At 67.7% G+C, this 22,996-nt stretch carries 23 protein-coding genes; 7 read left to right on the forward strand and 16 right to left on the reverse strand.

Annotated features, from left to right (window positions below; genetic code table 11):
* Positions 1–7: 7 nt before the first annotated feature.
* From ABZS43_RS17660 to ABZS43_RS17680, 5 genes are all read right to left on the reverse strand, one after another.
* Complete coding sequence (locus tag ABZS43_RS17660; RefSeq protein WP_355036964.1) at positions 8–1,168, reverse strand: ABC transporter substrate-binding protein; 1,161 nt, start codon at positions 1,166–1,168, stop codon at positions 8–10.
* Positions 1,165–1,887: an ABC transporter ATP-binding protein gene (locus ABZS43_RS17665; RefSeq protein ID WP_355036965.1), complete on the reverse strand. Its 723-nt coding sequence runs from the start codon at positions 1,885–1,887 to the stop codon at positions 1,165–1,167. Before ABZS43_RS17665 ends, ABZS43_RS17660 begins: the two co-directional genes overlap by 4 nt.
* Positions 1,863–2,897, reverse strand: a complete 1,035-nt coding sequence (locus tag ABZS43_RS17670) for an acyl-CoA dehydrogenase family protein (protein WP_355036966.1) — start codon at positions 2,895–2,897, stop codon at positions 1,863–1,865. Before ABZS43_RS17670 ends, ABZS43_RS17665 begins: the two co-directional genes overlap by 25 nt.
* Positions 2,894–3,412, reverse strand: a complete 519-nt coding sequence (locus tag ABZS43_RS17675) for a DUF4242 domain-containing protein (protein ID WP_355036967.1) — start codon at positions 3,410–3,412, stop codon at positions 2,894–2,896. Before ABZS43_RS17675 ends, ABZS43_RS17670 begins: the two co-directional genes overlap by 4 nt.
* A gap of 95 nt (positions 3,413–3,507) precedes the next feature.
* On the reverse strand, positions 3,508–3,594 hold the full coding sequence (locus ABZS43_RS17680) for a putative leader peptide (protein ID WP_355037108.1): 87 nt from the start codon (positions 3,592–3,594) through the stop codon (positions 3,508–3,510).
* Positions 3,595–3,650: 56 nt separating this feature from the next.
* Here ABZS43_RS17680 and ABZS43_RS17685 point away from each other — a divergent pair, with 56 nt between their 5' ends.
* Entirely contained in the window at positions 3,651–4,241 is a 591-nt protein-coding gene (locus ABZS43_RS17685) for a helix-turn-helix domain-containing protein (RefSeq protein ID WP_355036968.1), read from the forward strand.
* Positions 4,242–4,279: 38 nt separating this feature from the next.
* Here ABZS43_RS17685 and ABZS43_RS17690 read toward each other — a convergent pair whose 3' ends face one another.
* Together ABZS43_RS17690 and ABZS43_RS17695 are read right to left on the reverse strand one after the other, a co-directional pair.
* Positions 4,280–4,954 (reverse strand): PhoU domain-containing protein, encoded by a 675-nt coding sequence (locus ABZS43_RS17690; RefSeq protein ID WP_355036969.1) that lies wholly within the window; start codon positions 4,952–4,954, stop codon positions 4,280–4,282.
* A gap of 183 nt (positions 4,955–5,137) precedes the next feature.
* Positions 5,138–5,728, reverse strand: a complete 591-nt coding sequence (locus ABZS43_RS17695) for a helix-turn-helix domain-containing protein (RefSeq protein ID WP_355036970.1) — start codon at positions 5,726–5,728, stop codon at positions 5,138–5,140.
* A 52-nt stretch (positions 5,729–5,780) separates the two neighbouring features.
* On the opposite strand from ABZS43_RS17695, the gene ABZS43_RS17700 reads away from it, so the two are divergent.
* Both ABZS43_RS17700 and ABZS43_RS17705 read left to right on the forward strand, forming a co-directional pair.
* Complete coding sequence (locus tag ABZS43_RS17700) at positions 5,781–6,176, forward strand: hypothetical protein (protein ID WP_355036971.1); 396 nt, start codon at positions 5,781–5,783, stop codon at positions 6,174–6,176.
* Positions 6,177–6,345: 169 nt separating this feature from the next.
* Positions 6,346–8,010 carry a hypothetical protein gene (locus ABZS43_RS17705; protein ID WP_355036972.1) on the forward strand — a complete coding sequence of 555 codons (1,665 nt, stop codon included), beginning with the start codon at positions 6,346–6,348 and terminating at the stop codon, positions 8,008–8,010.
* Between the two features lie 125 nt (positions 8,011–8,135).
* Here ABZS43_RS17705 and ABZS43_RS17710 read toward each other — a convergent pair whose 3' ends face one another.
* The 4 genes from ABZS43_RS17710 to ABZS43_RS17725 all read right to left on the reverse strand — a co-directional run bounded on the left by ABZS43_RS17710 (position 8,136) and on the right by ABZS43_RS17725 (position 12,696).
* The gene (locus ABZS43_RS17710) at positions 8,136–9,236 is read right to left on the reverse strand and encodes a glutamate--cysteine ligase (protein WP_355036973.1); all 1,101 of its coding nucleotides are present in this window, start codon (positions 9,234–9,236) and stop codon (positions 8,136–8,138) included.
* A gap of 407 nt (positions 9,237–9,643) precedes the next feature.
* Positions 9,644–10,543, reverse strand: coding sequence for a hypothetical protein (locus ABZS43_RS17715; RefSeq protein ID WP_355036974.1), 900 nt, complete (start codon positions 10,541–10,543; stop codon positions 9,644–9,646).
* A gap of 465 nt (positions 10,544–11,008) precedes the next feature.
* Positions 11,009–11,902: a nitronate monooxygenase gene (locus tag ABZS43_RS17720; RefSeq protein WP_355037109.1), complete on the reverse strand. Its 894-nt coding sequence runs from the start codon at positions 11,900–11,902 to the stop codon at positions 11,009–11,011.
* A 161-nt stretch (positions 11,903–12,063) separates the two neighbouring features.
* Entirely contained in the window at positions 12,064–12,696 is a 633-nt protein-coding gene (locus tag ABZS43_RS17725; protein ID WP_355036975.1) for a TetR/AcrR family transcriptional regulator, read from the reverse strand.
* Positions 12,697–12,850: 154 nt separating this feature from the next.
* Here ABZS43_RS17725 and ABZS43_RS17730 point away from each other — a divergent pair, with 154 nt between their 5' ends.
* Complete coding sequence (locus tag ABZS43_RS17730; protein ID WP_355036976.1) at positions 12,851–13,204, forward strand: cupin domain-containing protein; 354 nt, start codon at positions 12,851–12,853, stop codon at positions 13,202–13,204.
* Positions 13,205–13,414: 210 nt separating this feature from the next.
* Positions 13,415–14,161: an alpha/beta hydrolase gene (locus ABZS43_RS17735; protein ID WP_355036977.1), complete on the forward strand. Its 747-nt coding sequence runs from the start codon at positions 13,415–13,417 to the stop codon at positions 14,159–14,161.
* A 69-nt stretch (positions 14,162–14,230) separates the two neighbouring features.
* Here ABZS43_RS17735 and ABZS43_RS17740 read toward each other — a convergent pair whose 3' ends face one another.
* Positions 14,231–15,958, reverse strand: coding sequence for a GMC family oxidoreductase (locus ABZS43_RS17740; RefSeq protein WP_355036978.1), 1,728 nt, complete (start codon positions 15,956–15,958; stop codon positions 14,231–14,233).
* A 243-nt stretch (positions 15,959–16,201) separates the two neighbouring features.
* Complete coding sequence (locus ABZS43_RS17745; RefSeq protein WP_355036979.1) at positions 16,202–16,786, reverse strand: DUF4232 domain-containing protein; 585 nt, start codon at positions 16,784–16,786, stop codon at positions 16,202–16,204.
* Positions 16,787–16,966: 180 nt separating this feature from the next.
* Here ABZS43_RS17745 and ABZS43_RS17750 point away from each other — a divergent pair, with 180 nt between their 5' ends.
* Both ABZS43_RS17750 and ABZS43_RS17755 read left to right on the forward strand, forming a co-directional pair.
* Positions 16,967–17,182 carry a hypothetical protein gene (locus ABZS43_RS17750; RefSeq protein ID WP_355036980.1) on the forward strand — a complete coding sequence of 72 codons (216 nt, stop codon included), beginning with the start codon at positions 16,967–16,969 and terminating at the stop codon, positions 17,180–17,182.
* Positions 17,183–17,278: 96 nt separating this feature from the next.
* Entirely contained in the window at positions 17,279–18,007 is a 729-nt protein-coding gene (locus ABZS43_RS17755) for a hypothetical protein (protein ID WP_355036981.1), read from the forward strand.
* A gap of 174 nt (positions 18,008–18,181) precedes the next feature.
* On the opposite strand, the gene ABZS43_RS17760 is transcribed toward ABZS43_RS17755, so the two are convergent.
* From ABZS43_RS17760 to ABZS43_RS17770, 3 genes are all read right to left on the reverse strand, one after another.
* Positions 18,182–19,219 carry a MerR family transcriptional regulator gene (locus ABZS43_RS17760; protein WP_355036982.1) on the reverse strand — a complete coding sequence of 346 codons (1,038 nt, stop codon included), beginning with the start codon at positions 19,217–19,219 and terminating at the stop codon, positions 18,182–18,184.
* A complete protein-coding gene (locus ABZS43_RS17765; RefSeq protein ID WP_355036983.1) occupies positions 19,213–19,899 on the reverse strand; it encodes a HEAT repeat domain-containing protein in 687 nt (228 codons plus the stop codon). The genes ABZS43_RS17760 and ABZS43_RS17765 overlap by 7 nt, the downstream gene beginning before the upstream one ends.
* Positions 19,900–20,145: 246 nt before the next feature.
* Positions 20,146–22,644, reverse strand: a complete 2,499-nt coding sequence (locus ABZS43_RS17770) for a LuxR C-terminal-related transcriptional regulator (RefSeq protein WP_355036984.1) — start codon at positions 22,642–22,644, stop codon at positions 20,146–20,148.
* Between the last annotated feature and the right edge of the window lie 352 nt (positions 22,645–22,996).

A 22,996-nucleotide genomic window follows, 5' to 3' on the forward strand; every position in this document is an offset into this window, starting at 1 on the left:
GTGGTGGTCACGACGGGTCGATCTCCTCGGTGCGGGTCAGCGAATCCGGCAGTCCGACGGCGGCGGCGCCGCCCGCCCGGTTCAGCGCGGCGCGGACGAAGCGGTCGTCGACGAGTTCGTCGTGCACCCGCTGCGGGTCGAGCCGGGACAGGAACCGGGTGTCGCCGTCCACGACGGTGTCGGGCATGGCCGCGACGAGTGCCGCGGTGAAGCTCGGAAAGGGGAAGGGCTGGAAGCCGATGCGCTGCGGGTTCCACTCCGGGTGCCGCACCGGCGGCGGCTTCGGATAGGTGAGCGCGGTGGTGATGGCGGGCAGTGGCTGCGGAAGGTAGCCGCCCGCCAGCATTTTCGCGGTCGCGGGACGGTCGGTGTCGATCCGGCGCTGCGCGGCGACCACGCCGTCGGTGAGGGCTTGGGCGACCTCGGGGCGGCGGTCGAGCAGATCCTGATGCACCACGAGCGCGCAGCAGGCATGGTCACGCCAGATGTCGCCGAGGTAGCGGTGGATCCGGCCGACCCCGCGCACCCCGGCGGCGGCGTTGAACGGGTCGGCGACGGTGAAACCGGCGATGGAGCGGTTCGCCAGTGCGGGCACCATGTCCGATGGGCTCATGGCGATCAGCTCGACGGTGCGGTCCGACCGCGAGGCGCCACGCCGGATCACCGGGCGCAGGCCGTGTGCGCGCAGGTACTGTTGGACGAGGATGTTGTGGATCGACCACCAGAACGGTATGGCGACCTGGGTGCCCGCCAGTTGCTCCGGCTCGGTGATGTGCGGGGCGACGGTGAGCGCGGACCCGTTGGTGTGGTTCCAGCCGAGCACCCTGATGTCGGCGCCGAGGCCGTATTTGAGTTGCACCGCCATCGGCATGAGCAGGTGCACCACGTCGACCTGCCGGGTGAGGAACGCTTCTGCCAGCGACGCCCAGCTGCGGAAGAGCACCGGTTTCGCGCTGTCCACGATGCCCGGCGCGACGGTGCCCGCACCGTGGGCGACGAGCAGCGGCGAGGCGTCGGTGATGGGCAGGTAGCCGATACGCAGCGCACCGCCGGTATCGGCGCGGTCGGCGCCGGCGGCGCGAGCCAGGTCGGCCAGCCCGGCCACACCGCCCGCGGCGACAAGCCCTGCGCACCCGCACAGCAGCGCGCGGCGCGAGAGCGCGCTCACGCGGGCACCACCGTCTCGCGGTAGCCGGCGACGATGCGCTCACGCACCGACACCGGGTCCTCGCCGGTGAGCCTGACATCCTCGCGCACCGCGGCGCCGGGGCCGATGAGCACGATCCGGTCGGCCAGCCGCAGCGCCTCGTCCACGTCGTGGGTGACGAGCACTGTGGTGCAGAACAATTCGGCCACCAGTTCGCGCAGCCAGTCCTGCAGGTCGGCCCGCACGGCCGGGTCAAGCGCGCTGAACGGTTCGTCGAGCAGCAGTAGCCGGGGCCGCACCGCGGCGGCGCGGATCACCGAGACGCGTTGCGCCTGACCGCCGGAGAGCTGATCGGGGTAGCGGCCCGCGAGCTCGCCGAGACCGAACCGCGCGAGCAGGCCGATGGCGTGCTCCCGGTCGAATCCGGCACGGTGCCGAGCGAACCGGCCGCCGAACAGAATGTTGTCGCGCACCGTGAGCCACGGCATCAGCAGCGGCTGCTGGAACACGGTGCCGGTGGTGGGCGGGGTGTCCGCGCCCGCCCAGTCGATTCCGCCGCCGTCGAGACGGTCGAGCCCGGCCAGCACCCGCAGTAGCGTGGACTTGCCGCTGCCGCTGGCGCCGAGTACGGCCAGTGTTTCGCCCGCGGCGACCGCGAGGTCGATACCGTCGAGTACCGGTTCGCGCCGGCCCGGATAGCTCTTGCGGCCACCCGTCACCTGTACTGCGAGAGTTCCCATCGCAATTGCCCTTCGGAAGGAGACTGGATCGGCAGGAAGGCGGCTTCCCGGAACCGCCGGTTGGTTGCGCTCGCCGTGGCGTATCCGGCGCCGCCACGCAGGGCGAATTCGAGCCGGGTGGCCTCGACGGCGAGCCGCGCCGCGTCCAGACGCACGGTGAGCAGTTCGGCCCCACTCGCGGCGCCGGGATCGGCGGCATGGGCGTACAGGCGGGTGCGCACGTCGTCGCGCTGCGCGGCCAGATTGTCGTAGTCGGCGCGGAACTGCGCGCCGAGCCCGTCCAACCGGGTGGCCGCCTCGGCCAGCGCGGTGCGCGCGATACCCGTGCCGAACGCCGACTGCAGCAGCAGGAATCTCGCCCGGATGGCGCCGCAGAAGACGGCCAGGTCGTCGGTGATCCGCTGCTCGGCGCCGACTCGGACGTCGGTGAAGCGCAGCGAGGTGGACGCGGTGGCGCCGAGCGCGAGCAGATCCGGGCCGGGTGCCACCGTCACTCCCGCGGCGTCGGCGCGGGTACATGCGACGTTTCCGCGATCCGCCTCGTCGCGGAACGGGAACACGATCAGCGCGTCGGGAAACACGTTGGAGGCCCACGCGATCGGGCCGGAGACCAGGTGCCCGCCGGGCGCCGCGACACCGGCCAGCGGCAGGGGACCGAGCCCGGCGAGATGTTTGAGCGCGGGGGCCATGGCGGTGACGCCGACGGTGCGCCCGGTCACCAGGCCGTCCAGGTGTGCCGTTCGCAGGGGTTCCGGTGCGCGATAGAGGTATTCGAGGGTCATGCGCTGCGCCCACAGCGAAAAGCCGACCGCGAGGCTCTCCGCGGCCACGTCCTCGATGACGCCCACGATCTCACCGATCCCCTTGTCACCCAAGCCGATTCCGAGCAGGCCGAGCCTGCCCAGTTCCGCGAGGTCGGTGCGGATGTCGGTCTCGCCGCGGTCGAGGGCGCCGGCGCGCTCGCGCACGAACGCGGCGCCCTCGGTGCGCGCGTCGGTCACGGCGGTCATGTCCTGGGGTCCGTCAGTGCGTGCAGGCGGTCGATCGGGGTGCTCACGGCCTCGCGGGCGCGACGCACCGCGGCCTCGTCGGGGGCGTCGTAGAAGCACAGGCATTTGTCCATGTCCTCGCGCACATAGGTGCGCAGGAAATCGACGTCGGGCACGTTCGCGTACTTCGGTGAGTTCGCCTTCTTGCGGGCCAGGTAGGTCTCCATGTCGATCTCGGCGGGGATATCCCACTCCACGAGGTAGCCTGCGGCGGGCCGGGCCGCCTTCAGCTGTGCGAGGTCGGCGCCGACGAGGCGTACGTCGTGCGGGCCGTCGACCTCCCCGAGCGCGCCGTCGGATTCCAGGCGGGGCCCGCGACAGCTTTCGAACTCCGCGATCGCGAAGACGCGCCCGGCGTCACCGGTGATCTGGGCTTCGATCAGTTCGCCGCCGGCTTCCTCGAAGCGGCGGGCGAGTTCGTCGACGGCCTTGCCCGGATCGATCGCGGGCACGAGTTCGTACAGGTACAGGGACATGCGGGAATGCCTTTCGCGGAATGGATTTCGTGGTGAAACAGATGCGGGTCGCCAGAAGAGGGACCGGGGCGCGGGTTCGCCGGTGGCTGGCGGATTCAGCGCTGGTGACGACAGACGGCACCGGCGACGCGCACGAAATCCACGTGCAGGCGGCGGCTGAGGGTGCGGCGGGTCACGGACACACCATACGCACAGACAGAACGATCTGTCTATTCGGTGGACCGGTTATGGTGGTGTGGTGACCACGTCGACGGAATCCGCAGCGGCGACGGCGGAGCACCGGAGCAGACCGAGCCCCGCGCAGCGCCTGCTGGACACCGCCGCCACCCTGTTCGCTCAGCACGGCATCCGCGCTGTCGGAATCGACCGGGTGCTGGCGGAGGCCGGGGTGGCGCGCGCCAGCATGTACTCCAGCTACGGCTCCAAGGATTCGCTGGTACTCGCCTACCTCGAGGATCTCGACCGGCGCGATCGCGCCCGCTGGAGCGAGGCCGTCGCGGCCGTGCCCGACCCGGCCGACCGCATCCTCACCTTCTTCGACCTGGCGCTGGCCTCCGCGCCGGGCAAGGGCTTTCGCGGCTGCCAATACGCCAACGCGGCAACGGAGTTCCCCGATCAGGAGCTGGCCCCGGTGATCGCGCATCGCGAATGGCTGCGCCGGATCCTCACCGAGTTACTCGCCGAATGCGGCATTGCCGGACCGGAGGCGCTGGCCCGGCGTATCCAGCTGGTCTACGACGGTGCGCTGGCCGGGTCCAAACTGGAGCATTCGACCGAACCGCTGCGCCTCGGGCGCGTCATTACCGCAGAACTGCTCGGCCGCGGGTAGCGCGACCCCGGTGACAACCCGTCACCGGGGTTCGACGATCAGTGCCGATCGGCGGACTGCGGTTGCCAGGTCCCCGGGGTGTATCCCGTTGCCATGAACACCGTGCGCCGTCCCACTTCGACGGCGTTGTCCGCGAAGCGCTCGTAGTAGCGGCCGATCAGGGCGAGGTCGACGGCGGCCGCGGCGCCCTCGGTCCAGTCCTCGGCCAGGACCGCGGTCAACAGGTCGTGCTGCAGTCGATCCATGACGTCGTCCTGGTCGTCGAGCGCCGCCGCGTCGTGCGGGTCACGGGTGCCGAGCACCTCGACGGCGCTCGTGGCGATGGCGACGGCCGCCGCGCCCATGCGGGCCACGATCGGGCGCACCGGCTCGGGGACGGCGTGCACGGGATGCCGGCGGCGGGCGATATCCGCGATGTGTTCGGTGAGTGCGCCCATGCGGGTGAGGTTTCCGGTGAGTTGGATGGCGGTGACCACTTGGCGTAGTTCGCCGGCGACAGGGGCCTGCAACGCCAAGAGCGAGACCGCGGTGGATTCGCAGTCCTCGCGCAGGATCTCGAGATCGCCACAGAGATCGAGCACCTCCTCGGCCAACTCCACATCGGCGTGCAGTAGTGCGTCGGTCGCGGTGGCGATGGCGGCGCCGTCGCGACGACACATCACCTGTAACTGACCGGCGAGGTGGTCGAGGTTGTGATGGAACTGCGTCCGCATACCCCCCATCTTGCCCCGGCCTCCGAAAGTACGCAGTCGCGCCGGGCCGGGCCCCGTGGTCGACGGCGGGAACCGGGTCCTGCCACAGCCGCGAAGTCTTGTCCGCTTTCCGGAACGAGTCACGCGTCTGACGGGAGCCGTGCCGCCGCGCGGCCCGACCTCGAGGTGTGTGTTCGTGACAGGTCAGTCGTGCGGGTAGAGCGTGCGTGCCCACACGGTGGCGAGGATGTCGACGGCGGCGTCGACTACCTCTGGTTCGGCGTCGACGACCTCGTCCAGCAGGTAGTGCACATTCATCGTCACCAGCGCGCGGGCCGTCGGGGCGGCGGGCAGCCCGGTGTCGGCGCGGGCGATGGTCTCGGCGGCGACCTGCTCGAGTGGGTCGATGAACTCTCGCCACAGCCCTGCGGCCTCGGCGTCTCGTTGCGAGGCCGCCGCCAGTGTTCGCAGCACCGCCCCGTGACGCTGATACATCCGAGCGGCCGCGGCCAGCGCCGCGCGCCCGGCTTCTCTGGGTTCCGATGCCGCGCGCCAGCATTGGATCGAGGCATCGGTCTCGGCGCGCAGCGGCCCCAACAGTTCGCGTAGTAGCGCTGTCCGGTCGGGGAAATACACGTAGAACGACTTCCGCGACAACGTGGTCCGCGCCATGATCGCGCTGACGGTCACGGCTTCGGAGGGGTGTTCCCGCAGCAATGCGCTTGCCGCGTCCAAGATTTCGGCGCGAGCTTCGGCCGTGGTGCGCCTGCGTCGCTTCACTTCCGCTATTGCCATGGTGGCAGTATATGCCTAGGCTTAATGCCATGGTGGCAACAAGGGAGTCGATGTGAACACGGAATTGCCGACACGGCGATCGAAACCGACAGCGGCGCAGTGGTACTGCCTCGTCGTCGGCCTGTTCCTGCTGGTCCGGGCAGTGACCACCTTGGTCGGCGATGCGGAGTTCACGCTGCCGGGATCAGGGTGGCGCGCCACGCTGCAACTGGTGGTCGCGGTCGTGCTCCTGGCCGGGCTGCGCGCGGCGCCGGTGCCCGTGGTCATCGGTGTCGGCGTCCTGTACGCGGCCGAGACGGTCCTGGGATTCCTCGGCGGTGGCGCGATACTCGGTGTCATTCCGGTCGATATGCGCGACCGGATCGTGCATCCGAGTTTGGCGCTCATCGCCGCGCTGACAGTCTCGCTCACTCTCCGCGTCGCTCAGCGACGCGGTTCCCATGCATAGTTCATCCGTGGCCGCACCGGAATCGACCGCCGTCGAGAAGACCTTCGCGGCACGGGGTTTCGCTGCCCCGAAGTAGTTCACGGTCGTCCCGTCCGAAGGTGCGCGATGCGATTGGTGAGCAGGATTCCCGCTTCGCCGACGTGATCGGCTCCGTCTACCATTCGCCGGTATGACCCCCATGACGTCGCTGACGGACTACCGCGTGATCACCGTCGGCGAAGCGGAGCAGCGATTCCAGCTTTCCGCCGACATCCAGTTCCCGTACCGGGATTTCGCCGCCGAACAGGAGATCCGCCTCTACGAGGGCGGGTTGAACGTCGAGGGGAATATGGAGCCGGAATCCGATGACGACTGGGTTCCGTACAACGTCATCGTGGACGGCGACCTGACTGTCACCGGTGATATCGACTGGTGGGATTCGGCCAGTGGCAATTTCGTGCTCGTCACCGGAAACGTGCGGGCCCGCAACATCATCCTGTTCGGCTGCCCGGAGATGGCAGTCCGAGGTGATCTCACCGCGTCGGGGGGCATCCAGGGCAGCTATGGCGACGACGGCGGCGTCCTGGCCGTGAAGGGCCGCGTCCGGGCCGAATTCGTCATCAGCACCCTGTACTTCTGCGCGTATTTCGACCGCCAGCCCGAGGCCGTGCTCATCGCCGACCCCTACCGCGTGAACCAGCCGGTGGATTTCGACGCCGACGAACTGGACGATCTCGTACTACCGGCGGTACTCGGCAGTGACGCCACCGCCGACGAACGCCGGATCAGCGCGGCGTTGCGCGCGGGGCAGCCGGTATTGCGCGCGGGAATCCGGCCGAGCCATCTGGCGGCGGTGGACGAGTTGCGCGAGTTGCTGGGGCGCGCGGAGGAAGTGACCGAACTCGACCTGTCCGGCCGGAAGCTGCGGGAGTTGCCCGCGGAACTGCTCGAGTTCCCCCGACTGCGGGTGTTGTCGCTGGCGGGCAACGACAGCATCGGCCATGCCGCCACCACCGACGAACGCATCGGCGGCCTGGCCGCATTGTCGGCCCTGGAGGAGCTGAACCTGGCAGGGACGGGGTTGACCGGCCTGCCGGACAGCATCGGCGACCTGCGTACGCTGCGAGTCCTCGACATCTCCGGCAACGCCTTCGAATCCCTGCCGGAGCGGCTCGGCGAGCTGCCTCGGCTGGAGGTGCTGCGTGCCGCGCGGCTGTCCTGCCAGGTCCCGGACGGATTGGGCCGACTGGGCGGACTGCGCGAACTGGATCTGTCCTCCCTGCAGCCGGGGGAGTACAACGACATGGTCGATTTCCCGATGGCCGTCACCACGCTGTCCGCTCTGCGGTCCCTCGACCTCTCGCATATCTGGCTGACAACGGTGCCCGACGAACTGCTGGCCCTGACCGCCCTCGAGGAACTGAACCTCGGCGGCTCGCTATCGGCCACGCTGCCCGGCCTGCCGGATCTGGCGCGGCTGCCGCGCCTGCGGGTGCTGCGGCTCAACGGCAACACGCCCTGGTCGTTCCAGCCCGAGCCGCCGTGCGAGCTGCTCGCGGGCGTCTGGGAAATCACCACCCTCGAGCATCTGGAGATCGACCGATGGAGTGAGAAGACCGTGGGCGATCGGGTGACGCGCCGTGGACTCACCGAATTGCCCGGTGACGCATTCGCCCGCATGCCCGGTCTGCGGCGGCTGGATCTGTCGTTCAACGACCTGACGAGCCTGCCCGAGTCGTTCTTCCTGCTGCGGCACCTCGAAGCGGTGGATCTGCAGTACACCGAACTCGACAAGCAGACCCTGGACCGCCTGCACACGGTCTTCCCGCGCCTCGGCACGGACCCGCACGACTGAGATCCCGCCTGACGCCCTCCCGTAATAACCACGGGCGCAACGGAGCCGGACACCATTCGCGTCAACGGATACGCGCGTGCGATGCCGGTCCGGTCGTGCGTGCCCGGGTCGAGACGCACGTGTACTCAGGCGCATCCTTCAAGGGTCGCGCGTGCCAGTTCGGCGACAACGTCGTCGACCTCGCGGCGCAGACGCATCGCGCGTATCTGCCGCTGCGCGCCGTTGCCGCGCTCGTGGAGTGCGGCGACGGCGTCGGTGACGAAGGCGTGATCACCGGAGTCGCGGAGAGCGGGTTCGATGTGGTGGATGAGTTCGGTGAGCAGGACGCGGTGTGGGGCGACGCGGCGCGCTATCGGATCCAGTCCGTCGCCGTCGAGGCCCAAGTGCGCGGCGTTCCAGTAGGCCGCGTAGAGGACTTCGGCGGGTACGGCAGGTGCGGATTCGCCTCGTGCGTTCGCCCGCAGGCCCATGGTGACGGCGCCTCTGATCATGGCCGCCAGCAGCGCGGCTTCGTCCGGGGTAGCTGCCACGTCGCTGACCCGTATTTCGATGGTGGGGAAGGTTTCCGATGGGCGGATATCCCAGTAGAGCATCTTGTTGTCGAGGATGCTGCCGCTGGCGCGCAGCATCTCCACCAGCGCGTCGTATTCGGTGAGCGAACTGAAATAGGGTGGCGGTCCGGCGCTGGGCCAGCGTCGCCACAGAATGCTGCGCCAGCTCGCGTATCCGGTTTCGCTGCCGCGGTAGATCGCGGAGTTGGCCGTCATCGCCAGGTAGACCGGCAGCCAGGGCCGGACGTGGTTACTGACGCGCAACGCTGTTTCGCGGTCGGGAATCGCGACGTGGACGTGACAGCCGCACAGTCCCTGTTCGTGGGCGATCCTGCCGTAGGTGTGCGCGATGCGCTGGTAGCGGGGCGTATCGGTCACCGGGAATCGGTCGGGCACGGTCGGGGGCACAGCGACAGCGAGTAGCCGGGCGTCATTGTGCGCCGCGCATGCGGCGACGGTCCTGCGCAGGGTGCGCAATTCCGCGAGAAGGGCGGCGATATCGGAGTGCACACCGGTGCTCGTCTCCACTTGGCAACGGGTCAGTTCCAGCTGCAGGTCGATCCCCGCGCTTTTCGCCGCGTCGGCTACCTGCGTGTTCTTGGCAGTCGGGGCCCCGGTTCCGGGATCGGTGAGCAGGAATTCTTCTTCGACCCCGACCGTCGGTATCGCGTCCACGGCCGATTACCCCGACCGATCCGGTGCGAGCGTGCGAGATTTCCTGTGTTCCACGACCACGCGAGACCTCCTCGGCGCCAGCGTTTCAGTTCGATGGTGCGGATGTGATCGATCCGTACCCGATCGTGGCGCAGATAAACCGAGGACATTGGCGCATTGCTGATTAATAGCGGTGCGGTGCGGGTATCTCGTTGACGAGTGGGTTTACTGCCGTTATCGCCCACTCGCAGGGTGGAGACGGCACCGCCCGTACCTGCCAGGGCTGGGTGCCGCGTCGACACCCGAACAGACCGTCCTGCCGGATGGATCGAACAGATTGTCCGGCAGGGCGGCCACACTGTGCGGTGGAAGGTGACAGGACCTCGCGGAGGTAGTCCGCGGGCACAGAGGCTACCGCGCAGTACGGCTCAGGGGACCGACGGTGGGCCGATGAGGAGCTTTTCCAGAGCGGAGGTCTGGTCGGAGTATCTCCATACGCCGATGATCGCGACGAATTCGTGGTCTCCTGCGCGCTGGTGGAGCGAACTCCAATGATTGGCGAGGAACCAACCCGCTCCCGCGGCGCCGCGCGGGCCGAGTCCCGCGCAGAGGAACCGGTATCCGCCGGGGTGGAGGTGCGGGCTCGGCCGCGCTCGGGCGATGATGCCGATGTGGTGCTCGCCGCGGGAATCGTAGCGGGTTCCATCGCTCAGCTCGAGGCATTCGACACCGGGGCCTTCCGTCGAGAGGGTCGTCCGGACCGTGAACAGCGGGCGTTCGACGCCGCGCAGAAATAGCTGTGCGCAGCGCAGTCCGAAATCGAGGTGGGGTCGGTCGCTGCGCGTGGCCGCTTCGCGGTCGCTGCGGAAGTCGGTACGGATATCGGTGTGCCGCTGGAGCAGGGCGGCTACGTACAGCAGTCCGCGCATATCGTTCTCCGGGACGACCGCCGGGTTGTCGCGCTGCACGGGATAGACCAATGTCGCTCCGTAGGTGATCATTTCGGCGCCGAGGAACGCCTCGAGTTCGCCGTCGACGGGTGTGGACAGCTCGGGGGATCGCGTGTTGCCGGGTGGGGAATCGACCATCTGGAATAATCTCTCCACCGTCCAGCCCGGGAACATCTGCTGCAGCACCCGGCGGTGATAGTCACGGGGCAGTCCGACCATCCTGCCCGACAACCACTGGTAGTACTGTGCTTTCGCCGGACCGTATCCCGGCGGGACCGGCGGGTCGAGTTGTGCGGCACACCTGTCGTACGCGGCGAGAAAATCTGGATGACTCTTGAGATGCCGCTCTGCCAGAAGCATTTTCAACACGGTTGGCACCGGAACCCCCTCACCCCTGCGAATCTGCGTCGTGCGTACGGACGCCGCACCGTTCGCTCGCCTCGGGCGGCCGGGCGACCCGGGCGGGCCGCAGCGTCGACAGCCCGGGTATCCCGACCTCAGCTGTAGGTGTACGTGACGCTGGGGCCGCCGGTGGAGGGGCCAGAGGCCGGTGAAAGGGACGTGATAGTAGGCAAGGCGCTGCTTCCTCGGTTGTGATGACGATGATGGATTCCCCGAACCGAGGTCACCCGATCGCCGAGCAGCCCCGTACTTCCATTAACGCTCCGGACCGGTACCTGAGCAACGAATCTTCGATCCGTTTTTGTCCGTTTTCGCATTGTTGCCGAAGAGTTGTCGGCACAGCTCGATCGTTGCCGGTGAGTCTGCCGGACCTTGCCGCAGTGGCGATTTCGTCGCTAACCGCCGCCCGGCGCGGGTTAGCCTACGCCCGAGAGGCGGTGGTCAGTGCCCACGAGAGAGCAATGCCACGGCGCCGGAACAGATTTCATCGATCACCCGCGCCGCAGGCTCGACGGCGGCGATCATGCCGACGCCCTGTCCGGCGTCGATCGGCGCTGTCCGCAGATCGGCGGCGTCGACCGCGACCATCACGGAATCCCGCGCGCGTTCATCCGCGCGCAGGCCATCCTCGCGGCCTGCCCAGCGGGTCGTGAACTCGTTGCGCAGTACCCGCGCGGGAAACCGCGCGGGCCACGGCAATCCCATCGCGATGTCGAAGGCCGTCGTGAGGACCGTGTCGGTGCCGTCGGCGTCGATCAACGCGCGCCGTCCCGCGTCGTGCAGCAAGGATTCGGAGCACGCGGCGAGGCGAGTGCCGAGCCACACACCACTCGCGCCCGCCGCGAGCACCGCCGCGAGACTCGCGGGGGATCCGATGCCACCCGCGGCCAGCACCGGTATCGAGACGGCCCCCAGTACCGCGTCCAACAGCGGCAGCGCCGTCATCTCCGCAGCCCCGTGGCCGCCGCCTTCCGAGCCTCGCGCCACCACGACGTCGATTCCGGCATCCTGGGCCCGTCGCGCCTCGCGCGCGTTGTAGACCTGTGCGGCCGTGCGTATTCCGGCGTTTCCGACGCGGTCCACCCATCCGAAATCGTCGCCGAAGCCGACCGAGATCAGAGTGGGATTCGCCGCGATGGCGACATCGAGCAGTTCCGGCTCGGCGGCGACGACCCAGCCGACGAGCCCGATGCCGAATTTCCCGGCGAGCGATGTCGTGAACTCGAGTTCTCGGCGCAGCGCCGCGACCGAACCCGCACTGCCCATGCCGATCATCCCCAGCCCGCCCGCCGCGGTGACCGCGGCGGCCAGGCGGCCACCCGCGACCCCGCCCATCGGCGCGTTCACCACCGGGACGCGCAGGTCCCATGCCCGCGAAAAAGCGGTGGCAGGTAGCCGCGCGGCAGACAACCGAGTGGTCGGATCCTCCGAAAACGACTGTTCCCGCGTCGACGCCATGCGTCAATGGCATCACACCGCCCGAGGCCGGAGCGCGGTCACCCCTCGGGTCGCTCCGGTCGGCACAACGCGCGCTCCGCCGTGGTGGTCAGTCGTTCGGTCGCCTCATCGACGGTGAGCCCGCGCCCGGTGACGAGCAGATCGAGACTTTCGAAACTGGTCAGTGTCCACAACACGTCCACGGCCCACTCGACCGGAACATCGTCACGCAGCAGGCCCGCCGTGGCCAGCCGGTTCGCCAGGTGGGTCACGCCACCGCGCCGGTCGTCCTCCATCGCTCGGACCGCCTCGGCGGCCGAGGAGGGATCGATGCGGTCCATCGCGTGCAGTACCCGGTAGATCTCGAGATCCCGGGATTTCATCCGGCTTGCCGCGGCGATCGCTTCCCGCAGATGAACGCGCGGGTCATCGGATGCGACGGCGGCGGTGAGCTCGCGCAGTCCGGTCCGTTCGTAGAGATCCATCACAAACGCATCGAAAAGACCTGCGCGGGAACCGAAGTCCACATAGATCGTCGATCGTGACACTCCCGCGCTCCGAGCGACCTTGTCGAGACTCGGCGGTTCGGTCGGGGCGGCACGCAGTTGGTCGCCGACGGCGTCGAGGATGCGCCGCCGGGTCTGCTCCGCGCCCTCGGCCCGCACGACCTGTTCATATCTGCGCTTACCCATGCCGCCATCTTTCCACATTTCATTTGACAACATGTACGGCGGATATTGTCGTGGCCGCGACGCCCGCAAGCGCGGCGCTCACCGCGGCGCGCTACCTTCAAACCCGTCGGTCCTGCCTGTCCGCCATCGAAATCATCGCGAGGAAGTCGCACCAGTGAACGATCGAATCAACAATCTCGCCGTCGATACCGCCGCCTGGGTGCCCCGCGACGGCGAGGCGCCCAATGCGGAGCGACTCCTGCGCGGCAACGGCCTGACGCTGGTGCGCATCAGTTTCCGGCACGGACAAGTACTAGACGACCACCGCGCGCCAGGGCCGATACTCATCCAATGTCTCAGCGGCGCTATCGATCTGGAGGTGACTACCGAGGCCGGGCGGCAGTCGCATCGTCTCGACGCCGGATCGGTGATACACGTGGACGCCAACAATCCGCACCGCCTCCGCGCGATCGATGACGCCGTGGTGCACGTGGTACTCCATCGGAACGTGGCGGCGCCTACCGCCTGATGCCGATATCGCGGGGGTCGCGGAAATAAATGGTTGGGCACGACGACGTTGGGGCTGATAGCGTTTCGGGAGACCGTGACATCGTGCGAGGAGGTGAGACCCATGAACGCTGTATCCCTGTGGGTGCTCTCCTCTTCTTCACGGCTGGGCGATTGACGTAGGTGTCGCCGGGAGCGCCTCGACAAGGCAATCCCGAAAGGCAATAGACCTATGCATTTCACCGCGGAGACATCGTCGAACGGTGTCCTCGAACGAGACTTCATCGTGGGAGAGGTCCCCGGTGTGCTCTTCTCGCCCCTAGCGGGCCCCGATCACGCGCCCCTGGTGCTGATGGCGCACGGCGGCGGTCAGCACAAGAGAGCACCCGGGATCCTGGGCCGCGCGCACCGTTTCGTGACCGGTTGCGGTTTCACCGTCGCCGCCATCGACGCGCCCGGGCACGGCGACCGGCCTCGAACGGCGACCGACGAACGCCACGTCGCCCTCCTGCGGCAGGCTCAGTCGGCGGGCGAGCCGATCTACCCGATCGTCGTCGACATGCACACCACCCTGGCGGCGCGTGCTGTGCCGGAATGGCAGGCGACCCTGGACGCACTCCAGGAATTGCCGCAGATCGGGCCCGAAGCGCCGATCGGGTTCTGGGGCATCATGCAGGGCACCGGGATCGGAGTGCCGTTGACGGCGGTCGAACCCAGGATCGCCGCGGCGGTATTCGGTTGTCTCGGACACGAATCCCTGAGTGAGGCGGCGGCGCGGATCACCGTCCCGATCGAATTCCTGCTCCAGTGGGACGACGAGCACATCGACCGCCGGTCCGGTCTCGCGCTGTTCGACGCCTTCGCCTCGAAGGAGAAGACGTTGCACGCCAACGTGGGTGCGCACGGCGATGTGCCCAGATTCGAGGTCGACAGCGCGGCCCGATTCTTCACCAGGCATCTCGGCACGTCACCGGCCTGATGTGACAGGTATCGGCGTCCGGTCCGCGCCGTTCGCCGATACCGCTGTCACATCCGGTCTTTGCGAATATCAGGCGCTGGCGCTCTTGTCGGTGCTGCCGATGCCGACGATCGGCAGCCGAAGTGCGGCGGGGGCGGTCGCGGGCACCACAGGATGCGCGGGCGTCACCGGTGAAATCCGCTGGTAGCCGGCCTCTTGCGAAGGACGGTTGTCCTGCTCGCCCTTGTTCGGCCAGTACGCGGCGGCCCGCTCGGCCTGCGCGGTGATGGTGAGTGACGGGTTCACGCCGAGATTCGCCGACACGGCCGCGCCGTCCACCACGCTCAGGGTCGGATAGCCGTAGACCCGGTGGTAGCCGTCGATCACACCGTGTTCGGCATCCGCGCCGATCGCCGCACCGCCGAGGAAGTGGGCGGTGAGCGGGATATTGAAGATCTCACCCCAGCTGCCGCCGGCGATGCCGCCGATCTGGTCGGCGACGCGGCGCGTCACCTCGTTGCCGACCGGAATCCACGTGGGGTTGGGTTCGCCGTGGCCCTGTTTGCTGGTGAGTTTGCGGCCGAACAGTCCACGCTTGGTGTAGGTGGTGATCGAGTTGTCCAGATGCTGCATCACCAGCGAGATGATGGTGCGTTCACTCCAGTTCTTGGTGCTCAGGAAGCTGATCAGGTGCAACGGGTGGCGCAGCACCAGCAATACGAAACGCAGCCAGCGCGGGATGCGGCCACCACCGTCCACCATGAGTGTCTGCAACAGGCCCATGGCATTGGAACCCTTGCCGTAGCGGACCGGCTCGATATGGGTGTCGGGGGTCGGGTGGATGGAGGAGGTGATGGCGACACCCTTGGTGAAATCGACGCCGGGCGTCACCGTCTTGGTCGCCGCGCCGACGATGGATTCGGAGTTGGTGCGGGTGAGCACGCCGAGCCGATCCGACAGCGCGGGCAGCGCGCCCTTGTCGCGCATCTCGAACAGCAGTTTCTGGGTGCCGCGGGTGCCCGCGGCCAGCACGACGTTGGCGGCGGTGTAGGTCTTGGGCTGCTTGCGAACCCACGCGCCCGTGCGGACGGTCGACACATCCCATGTGCCGTCCGGCAGCGGACGCAGGTCGGTGACGGTCGTCATCGGAATGACCTGTGCCCCCGCCTGTTCGGCGAGGTAGAGGTAATTCTTGACCAGGGTGTTCTTCGCACCGTATTTGCAGCCGACCATGCAGTCGCCGCATTCCACGCAGCCGGTGCGCTCCGGGCCGACACCGCCGAAGTACGGATCGGCGACGGTTTCGCCCGGTTCGCCGAAGAACACGCCCACCGGCGTCTGCACGAAGGTGTCGCCGACGCCCATATCGTCGGCGACCTTCTTGAACACCTCGTCGGCCGGGGTCATATGCGGGTTGCGGACCACCCCGAGCATTTTCTGCGCCTGCTCGTAGTACGGGGTGAGCTCGGCCCGCCAGTCGGTGATGTCACGCCACTGCGCGTCCTGGAAGAACGGCTCCGGCGGCACGTACAGCGTATTGGCGTAGTTCAGCGATCCACCGCCGACACCGGCGCCGCCGAGGATCAGCACGTCGCGCAGCAGGTGGATGCGCTGGATGCCGTAGCAGCCGAGGGCGGGAGCCCATAGGAATTTGCGCAGATCCCAGCTGGTCTTGGGCAACTCGTCGTCGGCGAAGCGCTGCCCCGCTTCGAGCACGCCGACCCGGTAACCCTTCTCCACCAGTCGCAACGCGGTGACGCTGCCACCGAACCCCGAACCGACGATCAACACGTCGAAATCCGTCGCACGCTGGTCCATATGGCACTCCTCGATAGTGTCGCCAGTGACAGCGGTAACACTACTCCCCAGTAGGTTAGGTGTTCACCCCTGGGTTTTCCGCCCCGGGGAACGGTTCCGGAACGCGTTCAGGCAGGAAACGTTCCCGGATCGCGGTGAAGTCCGGTGCCAGCCGTAGCCGGTGGTGCCGGCCGCCACCACGACGCCCCGGGGCCGGGCGGACGCCACGGTGCGCGATCCCGCCCGGCCGGGGTGTGGCTCGGGTCAGCGCGACCAGGAGTACACCGGGTAGACGGCGTATTCGCAGCCCAGGGTGGTGACCGAGACCTTGCGGGTGTCGGTGGTGTTGGGCGGTGTGGTGAGGAACTCGGTGTAGGTGGGGCACGCGGCGCTCTGGTGGGCGATGAGGGTCGTCTCGACCACTGCCTGCGCGCCGTGGTTACGGTCGAGCACGACGGTCGGCGGGGTGTCCTGGCCTTGGGGCAGGCCGCCGGACAGCGCGCCCCGCGGCTTGCGGGCGGCATCGACCTGCGGACCGCCGGTGACCGCTGTGACGCCGGGGTAGCCGGTCAGGCTGCATGCCCCGCTCGCGCCCACCACCCAGTAGTTCAGTTTGAATCCCAGCGTCGCCCCCGACGGGTTGGTGATCGGCTCGGCGTCGAAGTTCAGTTGCCCGTCCGCGCACGCGGGCACCTGTGCTGTCGGCTGCCCCTGCACCTGCTGCGTGTCGGTCTGCGCGGCCTGTGCACCCGGCGCCGCGGGCTCGCTGGTGCACCCGGTCAGCACCAGTGCCGCCGCCCCGAGCACCGAGAACATCCCGGCGGTGGTAGCGATTCGTTTCGTCGTCATGGACAACACCTCACGGTCGAGTCGGAACCGGAAGCGGTGCGCTCCCGATCGACGTATCCATCCCCCCGTAGGGACGATCCCGTCGCACACCGAATCGCCTGCCGCACCCAAGGCCGTTAACACCCTCGCGGACAACCTGTTCCGCGACCGGCGCTCGTGCCGTGGGCGGGTCACCAGCCGATGATCGACTCGCCGCCCCGTTCTGTGGAGAACGGGCTGTTCAACGACGACGGTGAGTTCCTACTCGTCGTCGACTACCGGGAACCAGGGGACGGCGACCTCGATGATGAGCGGGACGAGATCGATCGGCATGCCTGGATCCGGGTTCGGCTCCTCGATCACTGGGACCTGGTGACAAGCGAGGTGGCCAAGACCTGTCCGGCACATTGCCGGTAACACCGCGGATGCCCTGCGGCCGAAATCGGGTGACAGGGCCGACCGGCGCAGTGAGGATTGAGCGAGCGTTCGGTGGATACGAGAGGAAATCGTGCGATGGTCCGGCGTTTCTGGATCGAATTCGACCTGTCGGAGTACGACCCGTACAACCGGCCCGCAATGCTCGTCCCAGGCGTCGGCGTGACGGGATTCGACGAGCGCGATTGCCTGACGATGGTCGCGGATCTGCATGGCGGGGCATTGCCGCCGGTGCTCCGGATCACCCCCGATATCTCGCTGGCGGACTGGCGCGGACCGATCGGTGTGCCGGTGTGGCGAGGGGTGTGGTACCCGCCCAGCAATCTGCGTACGGGGCCGAACTGGCGCCCGCGCGGTGTCGTGCCGAGGGCCGAACCCGCCGAGCCTGTCACAGTTTCGCGCCCCAGGCAGCGGGCCAGTGAAGTCCTGCGTACACGGGCTGTGTGGGTCGACGACATCCCACACATCGACAATCTGCGGTGGGAGATGGTGCATCTGCACCACCCCACATGGAGCGACCCGGCATGGTTGTGGCGACGTCAAGTCCAACTACAGCGCGACAACATCGTCAAGTCCTCGGCCTTCGGCGACATGTTCCGCGAAGCTCTCGACTACATGATCGCGCGACACCCGACGCCGACCGAATGGTTCGACCTGACCCGGGCCTGTTTCCTCGATCAGCAGGAACTGGACGAATATCTGCGGGCCTATCGCGAGTACCTGTTCGGGAATCGTTCGGAGCCGATCCCGCCTCCCAGCGACCAGCGGCGTCGTCCCGGCGCGGGAACCGCATCGCCCGATAGTTGAGCGAAACCAGCGGAAACCGGAACATCCTGTCGGCCTTGCGTCCCGCGGCCAAGGGCGTCGCCCGGACGCGGTCGCGATCTCGGCCGACGGCGCGCACCCGTCGGCCGCAGCGCGAACCGAAATCGAACGGACAGCCGAATCGCGGGATCTCGATCACCTGTATCCCGCACCCGTTCAAGAATCCGCAGCGCCTCGGCTGCCGTTGCCGGACCGTTCTTCGAGCACTCCCGCGAGGGCCGAGGCGATGAGGGCAACCGCCCGATCGTCGTCGTGGGCCAGTTGCCGCACGACGCCGAGCGCGATAGTCCCCGGCATCTCCACGAGCGCCTGGGTCAGCCGTATTCGCACCGCGGTGTCCGCGGGGTGCGTCGCGAGTTCGTCTGTCAACGCGCCCACGATCCGGTCGGCATACTCGGGAGCGAGTGCCAATGCCCCCAGCACCTCGGCCGCCTCGACATCATTAGCGCCCTCGACCACCATGTCGACAAGTGTCGGCACGGCGGCGACGGCGCCCCGCGCACCCGATGCGAGAGCGGCGGACTTGCGCACACCCGCATCCGGGTCCCCGAGTGCGTCCGCGAGTACCGCGGTCGCCTCGTCGCCGGACATCTCGGCTATCGCGAGGATCGCGCGCCGTCGGATATCGACGTTCTCGGAACGCATCCCCGCTGCCACGCTCGCCACACCGTCGGCGCCGGACCGCGCCAGAGCCCACCGCAACGCGCCCGCGACATTCGGATCGGATTCGGTGAGCACCGCCTCGGCCAGTAGTTCGGTATGACCGGCCATGTCCTCGGCCGGGGCGAGGACGGTTTGCTGTCGGCGTGCCGCACTGGGCGAGTTGAGCCCGCGCAGGAGTTCGATGATCCGCAGGACGCCCTGCCAACCGGAGGGGGCCGTCGCGTCGACCGCGCGGAGTCGTTCGAGTAATTCCTGCTCGCGCGTCAACCGCTCCTCGGTCTGGCGGATGAGATCACCGACCAGCGCCGACGGTGTGAAGGCCGGATCCTCCAGTGCGCGGACGATCTGTCGCAGCGACAGTCCGAGAGACCGCAGACTCTCCACGTGAAAGATCCGGCGGATGTCCTCGGCGGAGTACTCCCGATACCCGCCAACGGTGCGGCCCGTTGGCCGCGCCAGGCCGAGAGAGTCGTAATGCCTGAGCATCCGGGTGCTCACCCCCGATCGGCGAGCCACCTCCCCGATCAGCATGCCGCCTTCTCGACTTCCTCGGCACGATCGGGGCCGAGCGCGACGAGACGCTTGGCTTGTTCGACGGCCGGGTCGAAACCGGCATCCGGATCACTCAGGAGCCGCTCGGTGGCCAGGGCGTGCGCACGCACCGCCGGGTCGTCACTGCTCAGACCACTGCGCAATGCCGGTTCGATCACGTCTCCGAGTGCGACCAGCGCGCGACTGAGACTCAGCCGCATCTCGCGGTCGCCGCGACCCAGTTGCGCGGCCAGTTCCGCGGCCAGACCTGCCCTGTGTCCAGCGGGCACAAGGACGACCGCCGCGCGCCAAGCGCTGCGCGCGACCTCGTCATCGGCGTCGTGCAGCAGTGACCGCGTGATGGCGGGCCACACACTCCCGTCCCCGATCTTGGACAGCGTGTGCAATGCCTGGCTGCGGGCCTGTGCGCGGTCGGATCCGAACTCCGCGCACAGTTTCGGCACCGTGATGTCCGGCGGCAGCCGGGTCAACGCCCAGGTGAGCATGTCGCGCACGAAGAAATCCGGTTCGACCGCGCACCGTGCGATGAGCGCGTCGACAAGCGCGGGCGCGGGGTGCGTGCCCGCCGTGAGAGCGGCTTGCAGTCGGGTCGAGGGGTTGGCGGCGGCCAGCGCGTCGAGCAGGCGCCTTTCCTGCGTATTCCGGTGTGTCGAGTCCATGTGGATTACCTCCTGCACCCAGTGAAGACCTTGTCACAGTGCGAAGGTCAATGTCCGTCGCCGAGACGATCCGGTCCAGGGGGGAGCGTGTGCGCATCGCCGTCGCGCCCGCCCACTGCACCTCACCGATGACGACAAGCGCACGTCCGTCCAATTCCTCACCGAGCTGACCACACAACTGGCGAACTGACAGTCAGCGGGCTCTCGCGGGCCGGAACGTCGCCACTCCGGAATCCCCACCTTTGGTCATGAGTTCCCCTCGAGCGCACGATCTTTCGGACCGTCGCGGTCGCCGAATCCGGTTCTGGTTCGGACCTGTTCGCTCGTGTCTTCGGGGACGTGTTCGATGATGTGTTCGCGCGAGGCGACTCCGAGTTTTTGCAGGATCGTCGATATTTGAGCGTCGATCGTTCTGACTGATCTTCCCCGGCGGCCGGCGATGGCAGTGTTGGTCCACCCGGCCGCGGCCGATATCGCTACTTGGCGTTCGGTGGCCGACAGTTTGTGCCACTGCGACTCGGTGGTCTTCGTCGGAGGCGGTCCGAGTGTCAATGATCCGAGGGCGAGGCGCTGGAGATCGTCGGATTCGGAACGGAGGCGAGCGCCTTGGGTTCGTGCGGCCGCGAAGGCGTCGGGACCGAGTATGTCGCGGGCGACGGAGACCGCTCGCTCGGATTCGTCGGCGAAGGGTCCCATCTTCTCGATATGGATGCCGAGCATGGCTCGTTGGGTCTCGAGCCCTCCGGCGAGTCGAGCGATTTCGGTGGCCAGCGTCACGAGGGTCGCGTTGCGGGGGTTTCGGGGCGCTTTCGAATCCTCGATGATTCGTGCCAGCGACCATGCTCGCAGTTGTACTGCCCACAACGAGGTGAATCGATCCTGGGCGGCCAGTTGGTAGGTCAGCGCTCGGCGTTGATAGTCCAACGCCTCGATCGGTCTACCGGCCTTGGTCAAGGCGGTCGACCAGTTCAGACGGGCCCAGGATGTCAACCAGACCGCTCCCGAGGCGGTGGCCCTGTCGAGGTTTCGGCGTGAGAGTTCGATCGCCTGCTCCGGAGTGCCGAGGAGACCGGCTGCCATGGCTTCGAACATGCGACTCATCGCCTCGCCGCCGGTATTGCCGAGGCGTTCGTACTTCTCACGGGCCCGCACCAGAACGACGATGGCAGTCGGATCGCTTTCGGCCAGCAGCAATTCTGTTCCCCACGCCAACTCGACCGAGGCGGGAAGACCGATATCGGTCAGGGCTGTTCGTCTCCAGTCCGCACTGCGGCCGAGATCGGAAAGGCAGGCCGCGACGCAGTTGTCGAGCATGACGTTGGCCGCATCGGCCTCGCCCTGGTGGAGGATGATCCATACGAGCAGGGCCATCGCCTCGATACGGAGTTCCACGGGTTGGGGAGCCGAAGTCTGGTCGGCCTGAAGCGCGCGCTCGGTCCATTGCCGCACTTCCCGGAACGAGCTTCGGAAGAACGGCAATCGTAGGTTGAGCAATCCGATGCATATCTCGAGACCGACCGCGGCCTCCCCCGGTGTCGCGGTACTCGTTTCGATCGCGGTCACGATGTTGTCCCACGCCGCACGTGCCCAAGCCAGAATCTCGTGTTCGCGGGGCCCCAACCAGGTGGCCGCCATATGGGCGACCGTGTCGCGGTAGTAGCGGCGGTGGCGCGCGGCGAGCCGCGCGGATTCGTCCAGCGTGCCGATAGAGCGTTCGCGAAGTCGCCGCTCAGCGAAGATACGCAGACTTTCCAACATCGAATAACGCACCGTTGTCGGTGTCATGTGCACCGACAGCAGCGACCGATCGACCAGACGCTCGAGTAGTTCGCCGATCTCGTGGCGAGCGAGGTATCCGCCGGAACCACGCGCGCTGGTTTCGCTGTCTCCGCAGATCGTTTCGATGGCATCGAGGTCTGCTCCGGCGTCGTCGCCATCGACGTCGTCGGGGTTGGTCGCGTACCCTGCGGCGAAGACGGACAGCCGGTCGAACAGCAGGCGTTCTTCGTCACCGCGCAGGTCGTAGGACCACGCGATGACATCGGTGACCGTGCGATGCCGTGGCTCGGTGCCGCCGTGGCCTCCGTGCGTCCAGCGCAGCCGTGTGTCGTCGGCGTGGCCGGTGAGTCCCTGCAGGATCAGCGACAGCGGCTGATGACGAAGCCGTGCTGCGGCGAGTTGGATGTACAGGGGATGATTGTTCACGTGGCGGCAGATCGCCGCGGCCGTGCTGATCTGGTCCGGCTCGGTGATGGTGTGGCCGGTGAGTTCGGCACGGTGCTGGAAGAGTTCGAGTGCGTTTCGGTGCGGCAGCGGGGCGACCGCCACCAGATGTTCGTCGATCCAGCCGAGAGGTTCGCGGCTGGTGGCCACGATCGTCAACTCCGGCACCGCGTCGAGCAGGTCCGCGATCAGACCGCAGACGCCGGCGAGAACGTGCTCGCAGTTGTCGAGTACCAGCACCGTGCGGGGGACATCCCCCGAGGGTTCCGGGTGGGTGAGGGCGTCGAGGAGAGCATCGCCCGCTGACCGTCCGGAGTAGTCCACCTCGATCACCGCATTGGCGATCTCCGCTTCGACAGCCGCCGAATCCGCGCCTGCGGCAAGCCGAGCCAAGCGCACCCAATACACCCGACGTTCATCAGCCCCTGCTCTGCCGGGGCGGCCGACGACTTCAGCGGCCAAGCGAGTCTTGCCGATGCCGCCCGCGCCGGTCAGGGTGATCAGCCGGGCCGAGTTCAGCACGAGCGCGCTGATTTTCGCTATCTCACGATCGCGGCCAACGAAACTTCGAGCGTGGGCTGGTGGTCGCCCGACCCGCCCCCGGCGACTGGCATGCACTACCGAAGCATAGTTCGCACAGCGGATTACATCGCAAGCGTGCTGCATCGATATCGCCGCACCATACGTTCTCGGGCGATGACACTGTGCGGGTGTCGACTTCGACCAACCCGGCATTGCGAGAACTCGGACCCGCCGGGTTTCGGCGACAGGAGAATTCGATCAGCGACATACCGTAGGGGCCTACCTACGTAGGTGGCGACACCCTACCTGTTTCCTGTTTCGCGCTCACCGATGTCGGGATGGCGAGGCAAGG

Source organism: Nocardia sp. NPDC005366, from assembly GCF_040606855.1.
In the GTDB taxonomy this organism is placed as follows: domain Bacteria; phylum Actinomycetota; class Actinomycetes; order Mycobacteriales; family Mycobacteriaceae; genus Nocardia.